Origin of the sequence: Georgenia sp. SUBG003 (assembly GCF_000715355.2) — a bacterium.
Taxonomy (GTDB): domain Bacteria; phylum Actinomycetota; class Actinomycetes; order Actinomycetales; family Actinomycetaceae; genus Georgenia.
This window is the reverse complement of sequence record NZ_CP180204.1, coordinates 952,364-968,514: the sequence shown is the minus strand read 5'-3', so window position 1 is coordinate 968,514 and position 16,151 is coordinate 952,364. Positions and strand designations below refer to the sequence as shown.

Genomic DNA, 16,151 nt, shown 5'->3' with positions numbered 1-16,151 from the left:
CCCGAACCGCGGGTGAGGTTCAACGGGGTGCGGACCCGAACTCCGGGCCGCGGGTGAGGGTCAACGGGACCCGGACCGAGTCTCCTCGGGCCGCCGGACGAAGAACGCGGCGACGACCGCGAGGAGCGAGAGCACGGCACCGCACAGGAACGCCGTGCGGATCCCGCCTGCGAGGGCGGCCTCGGGCGCCAGTCCATCGGCCGTGAGGCCCGCTGCGCGCGTGACCATGACGACGACGAACAGCGCCGTGCCGGCCGCGCCGGCCAGCTGCTGGACGGTGCCGACCAGCGCGCTCCCGTGCGCATACAGCTCGGGCCGGACGGCGCCGAGCGAGGTCGTGAACAACGGCGTGAACATCAGCCCCAGGCCCATGCTGAGGACGACGTGGATGGCGAGCACCAGGACGGGCGGCGTGCTCACCCCGAGAAGCGTCATCGACCAGAGTGCGGCACTCGTGAGCACGGCACCCGGGACGACGAGCACCCGCGGGCCGCGCCGGTCGTAGACGCGCCCGACCACCGGACCGAGGAGCCCCATGAGCAGGCCGCCCGGAAGCAGCAGCAGGCCGGTGGAGAGGGGGTCGAGACCCAGCACGTCCTGGGTGTAGATGGGGAGCAGGATGATCGTGCCGAACAGCGACGCCATGAGGACGAACATGAGCGCGACCCCGACGGCGAACATCGGTGCGAGGAGCGTCCGCAGGTCCAGCAACGCCCGGTCGGACCGCTGGAGCGCGAGCTGCCGGAGCACGAACGCGACGAGCGCGACACCGCCGGCAGCGAGCGGGATCCACGGCTGGACGGCCTGCACCCCGTGGACGGAGGAGCCCATGGCGCTCAGTCCGTAGATCAGGCCGCCGAACGCGGTCGCGGAGAGCAGGACCGAGAGCGCGTCGATGGAGCCGGGCCGCGTGGTGGCGACGTTGCGGATCCGCGCGGCGCCGAGGCCGAGAGAGAACAGGGCGATCGGAAGCACCAGCCAGAAGAGCCAGCGCCAGTCGAGAATGCTGAGGACGAGTCCTGAGATGGTGGGCCCGAGCGCCGGCGCCACCGACATCACGATCGAGATGTTGCCCATGGTGCGGCCCCGCAGGTGCGGCGGGACCAGGGTCATGATCGTCGTCATCAGCAACGGCATCATGATCGCCGTCCCCGTCGCCTGGACGACGCGACCCAGCACGAGCGCCGCGAAGCTGGGCGAGATCGCGCACAGCAGCGTGCCGAGACTGAAGAACGACATCGCGGCGAGGAACACCGGCCGCGTGTTGAAGCGCTGCAGCAGGAAGCCCGAGATCGGGATGACCACCGCCATGGTGAGCATGAACGCGGTGGTGAGCCACTGCGCGGAGGTCGCCGGGACGTCGAGGCCCTCCATGATGCGCGGCAGCGCCACGCCCATGACCGTCTCGTTGAGGATGACGACGAAGGCCGACACCAGCAGCAACGAGATGACGAGCCGCGTCGACGGGTCGAGGCGGTCGGTCCGGCCGCCGGCGACGGCCGCGGCGGCACCCCCCTCCCGCACGTGGGCGCCGGCGCCGGTCTGGCCGACGGCGACGGCCGCAGCGGCGGAGCCGCCCTGCAGCGGGTGGTCGTCGCGGGCGTCACCGGTCACGAGCTCGGGTGCGAGGCGCTTCTCAGGCATGGGTCCTCCGGTCCGCGGAGGGCGGACAGCTGGATCGGCGGGTACTGGTTGCGGCTCGCGCTGCTCGCGCGTCCGGGTCCCGACGCATCTTCACCGGGTTCGCCGATTGTGGCTGTCTCAGCGTCGGTGGGCGAAGCGAATATTCCGCTCGGAGCTGAGCTGTGCCGGAAGGGCACGGGCAGGTCTGTCCCCGGCACGTCGAGCGCGGACGCTCCCCCAGTTTCGCGGTGACCCGTCTCCCGGCGTGGGCCTCCCGGTTTGGGCTGCTGGACGGGGGCCGGGAGAATGGTCGCAGTGAGGCCTGCTGCGTCCCGGCGGGCCGTGATCGGAGGTCGCTGTGAGCCAGAACGCCGGCCCGGGCGGACGGGCCCTGATTCTCGTGGACGTGCAGCCCACGTTCTGCGAGGGCGGTGCGCTGCCTTCGCCGGGCGCCAACGCCGTCTCCGAGCGGGTGGCGCGATACACCGATGCCCACCGGGACGAGTACGCCGCGGTGGTGACGACCCAGGACTGGCACATCGATCCGGGAGCGCACTTCTCCGACGAGCCGGACTACGTCGACACCTGGCCGCCGCACGGGGTGGCCGGCAGCGCAGAGGCCGAGCTGCACCCTGCGCTGTCCGGGCTGATGTTCGACGCGTCCGTGAAGAAGGGCCAGTACGCCGCCGCGTACTCCGGTTTCGAGGGCACCGACGAGCAGGGGCGCACGCTCGCGCAGATTCTGCGCGACGCCGACATCACGTCGGTGGACGTGGTCGGGCTCGTGGAGTCGCACTGCGTCAAGGAGACCGCGCTGGACGCGAAGAAGCTGGGCCTGCACACGCGTGTCCTCACCGACCTCACTGTTCCGGTCAGTCCCGATCTGGGCGCGCTCGCACGCGAACAGCTGACGGCCGCGGGCGTCGTGCTCGAGGAGTCGGGGTTCGTTCCCGCTTCCTGACCTCCTGGCCGTGGCCTCCTCGACGGGTGCCGGAGCGCGCGGCACCCGGACGCGCTTGCGTCAGCGCCGCGCCTCGAGCGCGGCCTCGTAAAGCTCTCGCTTGCCGAGGCCCGTCTCCCCCCGCCACCGTCGCGGCCGCGTCCTTGAGCCGGGCTCCGCCGTCGGCGAGCGTGAGGACACGGCGACGTGGTCGGCGACCGACGGCACCGCCGGCTCGGCGCCCGCGACGACGACGGTGATCTCGCCCCTGACCCCGTCCTCCGCCCAGACCGCGAGCCCGCCGAGCGGTTCCCGCCGGACCTCCTCGTACGTCTTCGTCAGCTCCCGGCAGACGGCGGCCGGGCGGTCAGGGCCGAACGCCTCGGCCATGTCGGCGAGCGTGCCGGCGAGCCGGTGCGGCGACTCGAAGAACACCATGGTGCGCGGCTCCGCGGCCAACGCCGCGAACGCGCGCGCCCTGTCACCGCTCTTTCGCGGGACGAACCCCTCGAAGCAGAACCGGTCGGTGGCGAGCCCCGAGATCGCGAGCGCCGTCAGCACGGCCGAGGGCCCCGGTGCCACGCTCACCCGCACGCCGGCGTCGGCGGCGACCTTGACGAGGCGGTAGCCCGGGTCCGACACCGACGGCATCCCGGCGTCGGACACCACGAGCACCCTGGCACCCTCCTGCGCGGCCCGGACGAGCTCCGGCGCACGCTGGTTCTCGTTGTGCTCCTGGTAGCTGACGACGCGGCCGCCGATCTGGACGCCGAGGCGGCCCGCGAGCGCACGGAGCCGTCGGGTGTCCTCGGCGGCGACCACGTCGGCCTCGGCGAGCGCACGCCGGAGCCGGGGCGGCGCGTCCGCGGCGTCGCCGATGGCGTGGCGGCCAGAAGGATCACGCCGGGATCCATCGCCGGCGCGGCCCCGGGGTGGTGCGCCGTCGTCTCCACCGGGCCTTGCGCGGGCGCGCCCGGAGCGTGCGCGGGCACGTCGTCGGCGTGCGCGGGCACGTCGTCGGCGTGCGCGGGCGTGGACGCGGCCGGGTCAGTCTGCGCGGCGCGGTCGGGTGCGGCGGGGTCACTCACGCCCCCAGTCTCCCCCATCGCCTTAGACTCACCGGGTGCCCCAGCCTGACCGGACGCCGCACCTGGGCGGCACCACCCAGTCGGACGAGTCACCGTCGTCGTCGAGCGGTCCGGGCGTCCCGTCGCGCGGTACCGGCGAGCCCCCCACGGACGACCCACGCGCCGGCACCGACGATCCCCGCACCACGCCGCCGGTGCTCGAGGGCTCCCGAGCCACGGCGGCCATGAGGTTGACGTGCCGCTCCGTGCGCCCGCCCGCGGCCGGCTCGGCCAGGAGCGCCACGCCGTAGCGGTCCAGGGCGGCGCGCACGCGTTCACCCTCGTCGTCGGCGCCGAGCACGGTCCGCAGGGTCACCTCCGCGCCGAGCCGGGCGAGGTTCATCGCCTTGCCCGCGGACGTGCCTCCCACGGTCTCGTGGAAGCCGCCGGCGAAGTGGGTGCCCGGCCGGGGCTCCGGAAGGTGGTCGAGACGGACCAGCAGGTTCCAGGAGGCGGGGCCGGCCACCAGCACGCGGATCGAGCTCACCCGCCGACGCTACGGGATCACGGGCAGGGGCCACTGCTCGCCGGTGGAGCTGTCCACGAGCGCGGCGCGGGCGACGGGCAGCCGTATCGGGAGCACCGTGTACGCCAGCGCGGCCACGGCGGGCAGGTCACCCAGACGCGCCCGGGTGGCGAGGCTGACGTGCGGCACCCACGCGCCGGGCCGGTAGTTGCGGTGCAGGTCGGCGCCCGTGCCGACCGCCGCCTCGACCACCCGCTCCTGCCGCGCGGCGAGCTCGGACGCACCGAGGGCACCAGGGACGCGCGGCCGCGCCGGAACAGACCGAGCGCGTCGGCGTGCAGCACGACCGGACCCGCGTCCGGGAGCGCCGCGACCGCGGCGAGGACCGCCTCCACCTCGTACGTCCGCAGCACGGCGTAAGACAGGTGCGGCACGTGGCGGCGGTGCGTGTGCGTGAGCAGGGTCGGCACGCCGGCGCCTCGAGCCGGGCCCACAGCGTCCGCAGGGCGCGCTCCGCCGCGGCGTCGAGGAGCAGGCAGACGGCGAGCGCCACGGCGTCGCCCCGCTCAGCCCGCGTCGCGGTAGCGCAGCGCGCCGGGGGCGGCCCGCGCACTCGTCCCCGACCGGCACGGGTGCGATCCGGCCGACGCCGCGCAGCTCGCCCAGCCGGTCGACGACGCGGGCGCGCAGGGCGTCGGGGGAGATGGTGTTGACGTTGATCTTCGTCCCGCCCTCGAACCCCGCGAGCGTCGAGACCCGCCACTTGAGCATGGCCCGCAGGGGCATGGGTGCCCGGGCGTCGGGAGGCCGGTGGTGCCACTCCTCGTTGGTGGGCACGGCGGCGCCGGTGGCGGCGTGGCAGGCGTGCAGGAGGTCGGAGAAGTCTCGCAGCTCCGCCGCGGTCAGCGCCCAGGGCACGGTGGCGGCTGACTTGGACCACACCTCCAGCGTCGGGTAGCGGTGGCCGACGCCCGCCAGGGCCACCGCGTGCTCGTTCTCCGCGACCACCAGCCCCTCGGTCAGCGCCACCCCGAGCACCGCCTCGTTGTAGAGGTCCGGCCGGGTGTGCAGCAGCCCGAGCTCGTGGTCGACCTGGCCGCCGTGCTCGTCGATCGCGACCAGCTGCTTGTGCAGGTGGTCGAAGGACGCCCCGGCCGGCCGCAACCAGTTCTGGAACACCGCGACGTACCGGGCCTGCGGGATGTCGGCGTACAGCGCACGCATCGCCGCGACCGTGAACTCCAGGTAGCGGTGGTGCTCCTCGGGCGTGAGGGTGCCGGAGAAGGCGAGCCGCGGTGTGCCCGCGGGCGGCTCGGCCGGTCCCCGGGGGGCGGCTCCGCCGTCGCCCTCGAGGCCGTGGGGGGCGCGGTGACGCCGTGCGACGACGACGTCGTGCCCGCCCCGCGAACAGCCCCCTCGCCCCGGCGAGCCGGGCTGCGTCGTCGAGCGACTCCCAGGACGCCTCGCTGGTCCCGTTCGCGAGCGCCGACGGCGGAGCACCCCTTCCACGTGGGCGCGGCCGGCGGGGGAGGCGAGGTAGTCGTGCTCGTGGGCGAGGACGTGCGGCGGCGGGGTGTAGCCGTGGTTGAGCCGCCAGTAGTCGAACGAGAGAATCTCGAAGAGGTTCGGGATGCGCCGGAACTCGGCCACCGTCTGCCCGAGTGCGTCCGCCGGCAGCCGCTCGAGCGTGCGCCAGGTGCCGTCCGGGTCACGGACGAGGCGGGACTTCTCCGGCGGGGTGTCGAGATAGCGGCGCTCGCAGAACGCGCACCACCGTCCCTCGTCGCGCGGGTCGAGGGCGACGTCCGCCGTCGGGGCCGCGAGCGGGCGGTTCGCGCGGCCGGGGACCGTCCAGACCTCGGTGCCGGTCAGCGGGTTGAGCTGCTTGACCGTGCCGTCGGGCAGCCGGGTGAGCGGCGCGGCGGACAGGTCGAGCATGGTGCACCTCGGTGTGCGGCTTCCCTCGGACTCGGGCGACGCCCCGATCGTACGGCGGGTGGCGCGAGGTGCACGGGTAGATGCGGGCGCGAAGCCTTCCGGAGAGTGGGACCGGCCCCGGTCCGTGCGGACCGGGGCCGGTCGGGCCTGGGGCGGTTGCGGCCGCCCTCAGGGGCGGCTCACGCCGTCTGCTTCTCGTGCTCGCCCTCGGCGAGCTCCTCCACCAGCTTGTCGTTGAACGCCGGGAGGTCGTCGGGCGTGCGGCTCGAGACGAGCCCGTTGTCGACGACGACCTCCTCGTCCACCCAGGTGGCTCCCGCGTTGCGCAGGTCGGTCTGCAGGCTGGGGTAGGAGGTCAGGGTGCGGCCGCGGAGCACGTCGCGTCCGTGAGGATCCAGCCGCCGTGGCAGATCACGCCGACCGGCTTGTGCTGCTCGAAGAAGGCCCGGGTCAGGGCCACGGCCTTCTCGTCCATCCGGAGCTTGTCGCCGTTGGCGACACCGCCCGGGAGCACCAGACCGTCGAACTCCTGCGCGTCGGCCTCGCCGACCTGCAGGTCGACCTTGGCCTCGTGCCCCTTCTTCCCGGTGATCGTGCCCGACTCGGGCGAGACGAGAACCGCCTCGGCCCCGCCGGACGTCACCGCCTCCCACGGGGAGGTCAGCTCGGAGTCCTCGAAGCCGTTCGTCGCCAGGAACGCGATCCGCTTTCCGGTCAGTTCCGCCATGGTGTGACTCCTTCCAGTTCGGGTGACTTCCGTTCGAGGCTACGTTCGGGTCGCGAGGGTCGCATCCTCGGTGGCCGACCCTCGGTGACCGACAGAGAGAGGTGCCGGATGACCAGGTTCGTCGTCGATGCCGCCGCGGTCCTGCGGCTGGCGGCCGAGGAGGCGCAGATCCCCGCCGAGCACGAGCTGCTCGCCCCGACGCTGCTGCGGTCCCAGGCGCTCTCGGCCATGCACGAGGCGGTCCACGCCGGAGAGCTCCCGTCCGGCGTCGCACGCGCCCGGCTCGACCGGGTCACCCGGATGCCGCTCCGGCTGCTCGGGGACGCGGTGCTGCGCCGTCGGGCCTGGGAGCTGGCGGACCGGCTGGGCTGGGCCTCTACCTACGACGCCGAGTACGTCGCTCTCACCCAGCTCCAGGCCGACGCGTTCATCACCCTCGACGCCGAGCTGGCCCGAAGGGTGGCGGGCGTCGTCACGACGGCGTCGCTGGACGACCTGCGCTGAGAGCGTCGGCCATGCGGGTGTTGGCCAGCGCCCACTGCTCGGCCATCGACCTGCCCCCGTGCCCCTCGCCCTCGGCGACGACCAGCTCGCTCCCGGGCCACAGCCGGTGCAGGCGCCAGGCGGTGACGAGCGGCCCGCTCACGTCGAGACGGCCGTGGATCAACGTGGCCGGGAGGTGGGCGATGGTCTCCATGCGCTCCAGGACCGGCGGGTCGAGGAACCCGTCGTGCGCCCAGTAGTGGGTGACGAGGGTCGCGAACACCTCGGCGTACGTGGCGTCCTCCCAGCGCGGGTCCCGCTGGAAGCCGCCTGCGCCGATCGCGACGTGGGTGTCCTCCCACTCCGCCCACGCGCGCGCCGCCGCGGCCCGCACGGCCGGTGACGGGGCGCGCAGAAGTGCGGCGTAGGCCTCGACGAGCCGCCGCTCCCCCGCGCCGGTAGCCGGCGCCGGCGCCCTCGGCGTGGCTCGCCAGCCGGTCCCAGCCCTCGGGGTAGATCGCGCCGACGTGCTCGGTGATCCAGTCCACCTCGGCGCGGCTCGTCGTCGTGACGGCCATGAGGACGACGCCGAGCACGCGTTCCGGGTGCGCCTGCGCGTACGCGAGGGCGAGCGTCGATCCCCAGGAGACGCCGTCGACCACCCAGGCCTCGATGCCGAGGTGCCTCCGCAGCGCCTCGAGGTCCGCGACGAGCCGGCCGGTGGTGTTGGTGTCCAGGTCGTGGCGCGGGTCGTTGGCCAAGGGTGTCGAGCGGCCGCAGCCTCGCTGGTCGAGCCCGACCACCCGGTACCGGTCCGGGTCGAAGCTCCTGACGTAGCCCCGGCGTCCGAGTCCGCCGCCGGGGCCGCCGTGCAGGTACAGCGCCGGGAGCCCGTCCGGGTTCCCGGTCTCCTCCCAGTAGACCGACTGTCCGTCGTCGACGGTGAGCAGACCCGACCGGTACGCCGGCGCACGAGGGAACATGCGCACGAACGTACCGGTGCGGCTCTGCCGTGTTAGGACGGTCAGTGGGTGCCGCCGGACGAGACGCGCACCGTGCTGCTCGGTCGGGTACCGAGGTCGTCCTGCGCGGCGCCCGTGACCGATCCCTTCCGGCGCGGGGCGTAGGCCCTGAGCACCCCGAGCGTCGCCGCCAGGAACAGGAGCTGCAGCAGCGTCCGCGGGAGGAGGGTCATCGTCTGGGCTCCCTCCATGGCGGCGCCCGAGACGGCGGCGTAGACGTTGGCCGGGAACATCACGACCAGCAGGGCGGCGAGGCCGCCCGCCGCCCATGGGACGGTGCGCGGCACGAGCAGGCCGACCGCCCCGGCCAGCTCGAGCACGCCGGTGACGGTGACCAGCAGGCCGGGTTCGGGGAGGACGGGCGGCACCATGCTGATGAGCTCCGCGCGCATCCCCACGAAGTGGCTGGTGCCGGTCATCACGAACATGGCCGCAAGTCCGCCCCGGACGGCCGGAGGCCAGGACGACAGTCGAGCGACGCCGGCGAACCCCGCCGCGCGGAGTCCCAGCGTGACGACGACGAGAACGATGAGCGGTTGCATGCGGACCTCCACCTCGAGGGAACTAGGCACTGGCTAGTTGCCAGCGCGACGAACGTACGCCCGCAGCTCTCATTTTGTCAATGACTAGATCCCTCGTAGCATGCCGCCATGTGCGCACTCCGGCCCTATCACCACGGCGACCTGCGACGTGCCGTCCTCGACGCGGCCGTGGCGACGATTCCCGAGACCGGTCCGGCGGGCCTCAGCATGCGCGACCTCGCGCGCCGGGCGGGTGTGTCGCACGCTGCACCCGCCCACCACTTCGGTGACAAGGCGGGCCTCCTCACCGCCGTCGCCGCCGAGGGTTACGACCTGCTTGCGCGGGTGCTGGTGGACGCGCAGCACCGGACGGGTGACTTCCTCGAGCTCGGCGTCGCCTACGTGCGCTTCGCCGTCGAGCATCGCGCCCACTTCGAGGTGATGTTCCGGCCCGACCTGTACCACCCTGACGACCCGGAGCTTCTCGCCGCCCGGGAGCGGGCGGGGGAGGCGCTCTACGGCGGCGCGGGCGCGCTCCCGTCCGACCGTCGGGGGGGCGGACTCGCGTCTCGCCGGCGTCGCCGCGTGGTCCCTGGTGCACGGCTTCGCGAACCTGTGGCTCACGGGCTCCCTTCCGCCGGACCTCGGCGACGACCCCGAGGCGGCCGCGCGCGCCGTCGCGGGGCTGCTGTTCCGCCAGCCCTGACCGCCCGGAGCGGGCCGTCGATCCGGCGCTCCACCTCGTCCCGGCTGGCGCAGCCGCACGACAGCGAGGTCCGGGCTTCGACGGCGCAGCTCTGCGCGTGCCCATGCGCGTGACAGGGGCAAGCCGAGGGAATGGATTCCGTGCCGTGTGGGTTGAGTCAGTCAGACTCAAGTTTTCGGTCGACCGTTTGACGCGGTCGAAGCCGCGGTCCAGACTTGAGTGCATACGACTCAACACAGGTTCCGGCGGTCCGCGCCGGGCCGGAACGAAGGAGCGACGCACATGGCACGAGCTGTCGGGATCGACCTGGGAACCACCAACTCGGTGGTGTCCGTCCTGGAGGGTGGCGAGCCCACCGTCATCGCCAACGCCGAGGGAGCCCGCACCACCCCGTCGGTGGTCGCGTTCAGCAAGTCCGGCGAGGTCCTGGTCGGCGAGGTCGCCAAGCGGCAGGCCGTCACCAACGTGGACCGCACCATCACCTCCGTCAAGCGCCACATGGGCACCGACTGGAAGGTGGAGATCGACGACAAGACCTACACGGCGCAGGAGATCTCCGCGCGCGTGCTGGGCAAGCTGAAGAAGGACGCCGAGTCCTACCTCGGCGAGCCCGTCACGGACGCCGTCATCACGGTTCCCGCCTACTTCAACGACGCCGAGCGTCAGGCCACCAAGGACGCCGGGCAGATCGCCGGCCTCAACGTCCTGCGCATCGTCAACGAGCCCACGGCCGCGGCCCTCGCGTACGGCCTGGAGAAGGGCAAGGAGGACGAGCTCATCCTGGTCTTCGACCTCGGTGGCGGCACCTTCGACGTCTCCCTGCTCGAGGTCGGCAAGGACGAGGACGACTTCTCCACCATCCAGGTCCGCGCCACCAACGGCGACAACCGTCTCGGCGGCGACGACTGGGACCAGCGCATCGTCAACTGGCTCGTCACGCAGGTCAAGAACAAGGACGGCGTCGACCTGTCGAAGGACAAGATCGCCCTCCAGCGGCTGCGTGAGGCGGCCGAGCAGGCCAAGAAGGAGCTCTCCTCGACGACGAGCACCAACATCTCCCTGCAGTACCTCTCGATGAGCGAGTCCGGCCCGATCCACCTGGACGAGAAGCTGACCCGGGCGGCCTTCGAGGAGATGACGCGCGACCTGCTCGACCGCACCAAGGCCCCGTTCCACAACGTCATCAAGGACGCGGGCATCTCGCTCAGCGACATCGACCACGTGGTGCTCGTCGGCGGCTCGACGCGCATGCCGGCCGTGACCGAGGTCGTGCGTGAGCTCACCGGCGGCAAGGAGCCCAACAAGGGCGTGAACCCGGACGAGGTCGTCGCCGTCGGCGCGGCCCTCCAGGCCGGCGTCATCAAGGGCGACCGCAAGGACGTCCTGCTGATCGACGTCACCCCGCTCTCCCTCGGTATCGAGACCAAGGGTGGCGTGATGACGAAGCTCATCGAGCGCAACACGGCCATCCCGACCAAGCGGTCCGAGGTCTTCTCCACCGCGGAGGACAACCAGCCGAGCGTGCTCATCCAGGTCTTCCAGGGAGAGCGCGAGTTCGCCCGGGACAACAAGCCGCTGGGCACCTTCGAGCTGACCGGCATCGCCCCGGCCCCCCGCGGCATGCCGCAGATCGAGGTCACGTTCGACATCGACGCCAACGGCATCGTGCACGTCTCCGCCAAGGACCGCGGGACGGGCAAGGAGCAGTCGATGACGATCACCGGCGGCTCGGCCCTCCCCAAGGACGAGATCGACCGCATGATCAAGGAGGCGGAGGCCCACGCGGCCGAGGACGCCAAGCGTCGTGAGGAGGCGGAGACCCGCAACACCGCCGAGCAGCTGGTCTACTCCACCGAGAAGCTGCTGACCGACAACGCCGAGAAGCTCCCCGAGGACGTCACCTCCGAGGTGCGCGGCGCCGTCGACAACCTCAAGAAGGCCCTCGAGGGGCAGGACATCGAGGCGATCAAGTCCGCCCAGTCCGAGCTCACCACCAAGAGCCAGAAGATCGGCGAGGCCCTCTACGCCCAGCAGCAGGCCGGCGACGCCAACCCCGGTCCGCAGGGCGCCCCCGGGTTCGAGGGTGACGGCCGGGCCAGCGGCTCGACCTCCGACGACGACGTCGTCGACGCCGAGATCGTGGACGACGAGGAGGCCAAGTGACGGCCGAGAACGACCGTTCCGAGGAGGCTTACGACAAGCCCGTCGTGCACGACCGGCGGCGGATCGACCCGGAGACCGGGAAGGTCCGCGAGCCCGTCACGCAGCAGGCGCCGTCGTCCGACGGCGCCCCCGCCGGCGGGGCGGCCCAGCCTGCCACGCACCCTGGCGGAGGGACGACGGCGGAGGCTCCGGCGTCGTCCGAGGCTGCGGCGTCGGAGGCCGCGGAGGAGCTGGCCAGGGCGAAGGCCGAGGCGCTCGACCTGGCGGACCAGCTCGCCCGCCGCAACGCCGACTTCTACAACCTCCAGCAGGAGTACAGCGCCTACGTGCGTCGCGCGAAGGCGGACGCCGGTGCGCAGCGGCAGGCCGGTGCGCAGGACGTCGTCGAGGCGTTGCTGGGTGTGCTCGACGAGATCGAGCTCGCCCGCCAGCACGGCGACCTCACCGGCCCGCTCGGGGCGATCGTCGAGAAGGTGGACAGCACGCTGGCCCAGCGCTTCGAGGTCGTGCGCTTCGGCGCGGTGGGCGAGGAGTTCGACCCGGAGGTCCACGAGGCGCTCATGCACACCACGGACCCCGACGCCACGGCGACGACGGTCACCCAGGTGCTGCAGCCCGGCTACCGTGCCGGGGAGCGGGTGCTGCGCGCCGCGCGGGTGGCGGTCAGCAGCCCCGAATGAGCGTGCAGAGCATGACCTGGTGCCGCGGCGGTTCTTCCGCCGCGGCACCTCGTGATCGAGGAGGTGAGGCGCGATGACCGGACAGGACTGGCTGGAGAAGGACTTCTACGCCACCCTCGGCGTCGGGAAGGACGCCGACGCCGACGCGATCAAGAAGGCCTACCGCAAGCTCGCCCGGCAGTACCACCCCGACCAGAACCCCGGCGACAGTGCCGCGGAGGAGAAGTTCAAGTCGGTGGGTGAGGCCTACGCCGTCCTCTCCGACCCGGAGCAGCGCAAGCAGTACGACACGCTGCGGGCCATGGCCGGCGGCGGGGCGCGATTCTCCGCGGGCCGCGGAGGCACGGGCGGTGCGGGCTTCGAGGACCTCTTCGGCGACATGTTCGGTGCCGGCGCCGGGACCGGTGGCCAGCGGGTGCGGTACACCACGCAGGGCCAGGGCCCGAACGCGCCCGGCTTCGAGGACATCCTGTCCGGCATGTTCGGCGGCGGCGGGTTCGGTTCCCGGCGGCGGCCCCAGCGTGGCTCGGACGTCACCACGTCCGCGACGCTGCCGTTCCGCAACGCCGTGGAGGGCTCGACCGTCCAGCTCACCGTGGACGGCCGCACCATGACGACCCGCATCCCGCCCGGGGTGCACGACGGTCAGAAGATTCGGCTGCGCGGCAAGGGGCGGCCGGGGCAGAACGGCGGCGAGCCCGGCGACCTCATCGTCACCGTCCACGTCGAGCCGCACCCGCTCTTCTCCCTGGACGGGAAGAATGTGCGGATCACCGTGCCCGTCACGTTCGACGAGGCGGCACTGGGCGCGACGATCGACGTGCCCACGCTCGACGGCAGGTCGGTGCGGGTCAAGGTCCCGGCGGGTACGCCGTCGGGCCGGACGCTCCGGGTGCGACGGAAGGGGCTGAACGTCAAGAACGGCCCCGACGGCGACCTCCTGGTCACGGTGAACGTGGTGGTCCCCAGCCGCCTCTCGAGCGCCGCGAAGGACGCCGTGAAGGCGTTCGCGGCGGCGAACGAGGGTGTGAACCCCCGGCAGGGGCTGATGGAGCAGGCCGCGCGCTGACGGTCCGCCGGGTGGGTGAGTCTCACCCGGCGGTCTCAGCGCCGCGGAGAGGACCGTGGCGGAGCAGGGGAGGCGGGGACTGGTGACGACCGAGAGGCGCGAGGACGTGCCGATGCTGCCGATCTCGGTGGCGGCGGAGCTCGCCGGCATGCACCCGCAGACGTTGCGGCAGTACGACAGGCTCGGCCTCGTCCAGCCTCGCCGGACCCGGGGGCGCGGACGTCGCTACTCGATGCGCGACGTCGTGCGGCTCCGCGAGGTGCAGCGGCTGAGCCAGGAGGAGGGCGTCAACCTCGCCGGCATCAAGCGGATCATGGAGCTCGAGGACGAGCTCGTCCAGGTCCGCTCCGAGAACCAGCGCCTCCGGCTGATCGCCGACCCGGGGCAGCGGATCTTCGCGGCAGGCCCCTCCGGCGACGTCGTCGCGGTGCCGCGCGGCACGCGCGTGCGGCGCGTGTCCACCGCGAGCGGCGGCGCGCTCGTCCTGTGGAGGCCGCAGGGCCGCTGACGGGTTACGCCTGCTACTCGCGGGGCCCTCCTCCTCGTTCGGTTCACCCTCGGTCACCTCGGACCTCACCCTCGGTCACCCCCGGACCTCACCCTCGGTCACCCTCGAGCTCACCCTCGGTCACTCTCGGTCACCCTGCCGCCCCCTCCGCAGGATCAGGTGGTCTTCAACCGTCCGTATCCCCGCTACGCAGCGGTCGGCGCGGTGTGCTTTCACCAGGGATTCGGACGGTGCCGCCGGCGCCGAGGCCGGATCCCGCGGGGGCCCGCCGGGTTCTCCGCCGAGCGTGACCCGCCGGGCGGCGGGTGCGTGGGCCGCGGCGACGTGGTCACCGCGCCCAGCTCCGACGGTGATCGCGACAGGGGTCGGGCACGAGGAGCGGGCCGTGGTTGTTCTGAAGATGTCAGGTGCTCTGGGAGTCGTCGCGCTCGGTGCGGGCATGCTGGTCGCGGCCCCGACGGCAGCCGGTACGGGTGCGGGCTCTGCCTTCGGGCTGGCCCCGTCGACCGCCGTCGTCCGGGAGGCGGGAGAGTGCGTCGGTGTCGCACCGACCTACGCCGACGTGCTGGTCCGTCCGGCGTGGACGGAGAAGATCGAGCACGAGGCCACGTGGCTGACGGAGGCGCGCTACGCCCGCTGGGTCGTGGACCAGGAGTACCGGCCCGCTGTCCCCGAGATCGCGCACGACGAGACCGTGTGGTCGGTGGAGCCGTTGGCCGGGTGGACCGCCACGGGGGAGTCTCGGCCGGTGCTCGTCCGCCCGGGTACGCCGGGGGTGCCGGAGGTTCCGGCGGTCACGGAGCAGCGTCTCGTCGACCCGGGACAGCCCTACGTTGCGCCGACGGTCCAGCAGATTCACCACGAGGCCGAGTACACGACCGTGCACCACCCGGCCGTGTACGAGACCGTCCAGCACCCCGCCGTGTACGAGACCATCCACCATGACGCGGTGATCCGCTACGAGTTCCGCCAGAAGAACGGGAGCGCCACGCGGTGGGAGATCGATCCCGACTGGAACTCGGAGAGCAACTCGAGCAGCGTCGGCTGGGAGGCCACCGGTGTCAGCGAGGTGCTGCAGGACGCCTGGGTCGAGCAGAGGCTCGTCAGCGCGGCCTGGGAGGAGGAGATCCTCGTCACCGCGGCGTGGGACGAGCAGGTGCTCGTGAAGGAGGCGTGGGTCGAGGAGGTCCTCATCGACCCCGGCCAGGAGTACGTGCCGCCGACCTACGAGACGATCGTCGTCACGCCGTATCAGCCCGCCGTGCCCGCGCTGCCGGACGAGTGGGGCACCGAGCTCGAGTACACCAGGCGCGTCGTCACCCAGGAAGCGCTGCCCGAGGTCCCGGAGAGCGGGCACCTGGAGGAGCAGTGGTCCACCGAGCCGCCCGCCGAGGGGTGGGAGGCGACCGGAGAGACCCGGCAGATCGTGGACGAGCCGGCGTGGACCGAAGAGATCCATCACCCGGCCGTCTACGAGAACACGATGGTCGACCCGGGCGTCGTGTGCCCCGGACCTGATTCCGGCGGTGACACCGGTGGGGTCGGCGGTGACACGGGTGGGCCTGGCGTCCCAGGCGGGTCGGGTGGCATCCCGGGCGGCCGTCCTGGAACCGTCGTGACCGTCCCTGTCTCGAGCCCGACGGTCAGGAACCCCGCGGTGGAGAGCCCCGAGGCCGGCAGCCCCACCGTCACCAGGCCGTCGAGCGTCCGGGCTGCGGCTGCCCTGCCCAGCACCGGTGTCGGGGACGGCCTCCTCGCGGTGGCCGCGGTCGCAGTCGCGTCGGGTACAGCGCTCCTCGCCTTCCGGGCATGGGCAGCGCGCATCGCGGACGGCAGCGGCCGTCACCGCGACAGCCTGGCACGCGGGGTCGCCACCACCGCCGGCGCCTTGCCCGTTGGCGTCCCTTCCGCCGTCGCGCTCACAGGCGCGTGGCCTGAGACACGGGCGCGCCGACGCTGTCCCCCGACGTCCGGGCGCGCCCGTCCCACACCACCTACGTCCCTCCGGCCGCCGGCCCGGAGGGACGTAGGTTTTTGTTGCGGCGGTGACCAGGCACTTCACCGGCGGCGTCCCAGGCGCCCGGGCATGACGGGCGCATGCACCGGTTCCTCTTCGAGGTCGTCGTCGTTGGCCTCGGCGGGCACGAAGAGCGGACGCGCGTGACGGGGTGGCGCTGC

Annotated in this window: 14 protein-coding genes and 2 pseudogenes; 8 read left to right on the top strand and 8 right to left on the bottom strand. The window is 72.8% G+C overall.

All coding sequences use genetic code 11. The annotated features are described in order from the left end of the window. Nucleotides 1-60: 60 nt before the first annotated feature. Entirely contained in the window at nt 61-1,644 is a 1,584-nt protein-coding gene (locus DA06_RS04665; RefSeq protein WP_418606971.1) for a DHA2 family efflux MFS transporter permease subunit, read from the bottom strand. Nucleotides 1,645-1,981: 337 nt separating this feature from the next. On the opposite strand from DA06_RS04665, the gene DA06_RS04660 reads away from it, so the two are divergent. After that, entirely contained in the window at nt 1,982-2,584 is a 603-nt protein-coding gene (locus DA06_RS04660; protein ID WP_043497742.1) for an isochorismatase family protein, read from the top strand. 60 nt (nt 2,585-2,644) lie between these two features. Here the strand turns inward: DA06_RS04660 and rsmI are convergent, their stop codons facing one another. The 4 genes and pseudogenes from rsmI to DA06_RS04640 form a co-directional block, all read right to left on the bottom strand. Further along, entirely contained in the window at nt 2,645-3,385 is a 741-nt protein-coding gene (gene rsmI / locus DA06_RS04655; RefSeq protein WP_418606969.1) for a 16S rRNA (cytidine(1402)-2'-O)-methyltransferase, read from the bottom strand. Nucleotides 3,386-3,679: 294 nt separating this feature from the next. After that, nucleotides 3,680-4,177 carry a PfkB family carbohydrate kinase gene (locus tag DA06_RS04650; protein WP_418606968.1) on the bottom strand — a complete coding sequence of 166 codons (498 nt, stop codon included), beginning with the start codon at nt 4,175-4,177 and terminating at the stop codon, nt 3,680-3,682. A 9-nt stretch (nt 4,178-4,186) separates the two neighbouring features. Beyond that, nucleotides 4,187-6,094 carry a DUF4921 family protein gene (locus tag DA06_RS04645; protein ID WP_418606967.1) on the bottom strand — a complete coding sequence of 636 codons (1,908 nt, stop codon included), beginning with the start codon at nt 6,092-6,094 and terminating at the stop codon, nt 4,187-4,189. A gap of 179 nt (nt 6,095-6,273) precedes the next feature. After that, nucleotides 6,274-6,821 (bottom strand): annotated as a pseudogene (locus DA06_RS04640) (type 1 glutamine amidotransferase domain-containing protein). Between the two features lie 108 nt (nt 6,822-6,929). Here DA06_RS04640 and DA06_RS04635 point away from each other — a divergent pair. Continuing rightward, nucleotides 6,930-7,325, top strand: coding sequence for a type II toxin-antitoxin system VapC family toxin (locus DA06_RS04635; protein WP_043497725.1), 396 nt, complete (start codon nt 6,930-6,932; stop codon nt 7,323-7,325). On the opposite strand, the gene DA06_RS04630 is transcribed toward DA06_RS04635, so the two are convergent. From DA06_RS04630 to DA06_RS04620, 3 genes and pseudogenes are all read right to left on the bottom strand, one after another. Continuing rightward, nucleotides 7,294-7,698 carry an alpha/beta fold hydrolase gene (locus DA06_RS04630; protein ID WP_418608488.1) on the bottom strand — a complete coding sequence of 135 codons (405 nt, stop codon included), beginning with the start codon at nt 7,696-7,698 and terminating at the stop codon, nt 7,294-7,296. The genes DA06_RS04635 and DA06_RS04630 overlap by 32 nt on opposite strands. Before the next feature lie 142 nt (nt 7,699-7,840). Next, a pseudogene (locus DA06_RS04625) lies at nt 7,841-8,287 on the bottom strand (alpha/beta fold hydrolase); the annotation flags it as partial. A 41-nt stretch (nt 8,288-8,328) separates the two neighbouring features. Beyond that, nucleotides 8,329-8,868, bottom strand: a complete 540-nt coding sequence (locus DA06_RS04620; protein ID WP_418606965.1) for a DoxX family protein — start codon at nt 8,866-8,868, stop codon at nt 8,329-8,331. A 108-nt stretch (nt 8,869-8,976) separates the two neighbouring features. Here DA06_RS04620 and DA06_RS04615 point away from each other — a divergent pair, with 108 nt between their 5' ends. From DA06_RS04615 to DA06_RS04590, 6 genes are all read left to right on the top strand, one after another. Further along, nucleotides 8,977-9,666, top strand: coding sequence for a TetR/AcrR family transcriptional regulator (locus tag DA06_RS04615; RefSeq protein WP_418606964.1), 690 nt, complete (start codon nt 8,977-8,979; stop codon nt 9,664-9,666). Nucleotides 9,667-9,835: 169 nt separating this feature from the next. Then, entirely contained in the window at nt 9,836-11,716 is a 1,881-nt protein-coding gene (dnaK, locus tag DA06_RS04610; RefSeq protein ID WP_043497723.1) for a molecular chaperone DnaK, read from the top strand. Then, nucleotides 11,713-12,396, top strand: a complete 684-nt coding sequence (locus DA06_RS04605; protein WP_043497721.1) for a nucleotide exchange factor GrpE — start codon at nt 11,713-11,715, stop codon at nt 12,394-12,396. The genes dnaK and DA06_RS04605 overlap by 4 nt, the downstream gene beginning before the upstream one ends. Nucleotides 12,397-12,469: 73 nt before the next feature. Beyond that, on the top strand, nt 12,470-13,465 hold the full coding sequence (locus DA06_RS04600; RefSeq protein WP_043497719.1) for a DnaJ C-terminal domain-containing protein: 996 nt from the start codon (nt 12,470-12,472) through the stop codon (nt 13,463-13,465). A gap of 112 nt (nt 13,466-13,577) precedes the next feature. Continuing rightward, complete coding sequence (locus DA06_RS04595; RefSeq protein WP_043497732.1) at nt 13,578-13,973, top strand: heat shock protein transcriptional repressor HspR; 396 nt, start codon at nt 13,578-13,580, stop codon at nt 13,971-13,973. Between the two features lie 385 nt (nt 13,974-14,358). After that, nucleotides 14,359-16,137 (top strand): hypothetical protein, encoded by a 1,779-nt coding sequence (locus DA06_RS04590; protein WP_418606962.1) that lies wholly within the window; start codon nt 14,359-14,361, stop codon nt 16,135-16,137. Nucleotides 16,138-16,151 lie beyond the last annotated feature (14 nt).

Coding starts and splice junctions, on each gene's coding strand:
- DA06_RS04665 (WP_418606971.1), bottom strand. CDS start 1,644: ATGCCTGAGAAGCGCCTCGCACCCGAGCTCGTGACCGGTGACGCCCGC.
- DA06_RS04645 (WP_418606967.1), bottom strand. CDS start 6,094: ATGCTCGACCTGTCCGCCGCGCCGCTCACCCGGCTGCCCGACGGCACG.
- DA06_RS04635 (WP_043497725.1), top strand. CDS start 6,930: ATGACCAGGTTCGTCGTCGATGCCGCCGCGGTCCTGCGGCTGGCGGCC.
- DA06_RS04620 (WP_418606965.1), bottom strand. CDS start 8,868: ATGCAACCGCTCATCGTTCTCGTCGTCGTCACGCTGGGACTCCGCGCG.
- DA06_RS04615 (WP_418606964.1), top strand. CDS start 8,977: ATGTGCGCACTCCGGCCCTATCACCACGGCGACCTGCGACGTGCCGTC.
- dnaK (WP_043497723.1), top strand. CDS start 9,836: ATGGCACGAGCTGTCGGGATCGACCTGGGAACCACCAACTCGGTGGTG.
- DA06_RS04600 (WP_043497719.1), top strand. CDS start 12,470: ATGACCGGACAGGACTGGCTGGAGAAGGACTTCTACGCCACCCTCGGC.
- DA06_RS04595 (WP_043497732.1), top strand. CDS start 13,578: ATGCTGCCGATCTCGGTGGCGGCGGAGCTCGCCGGCATGCACCCGCAG.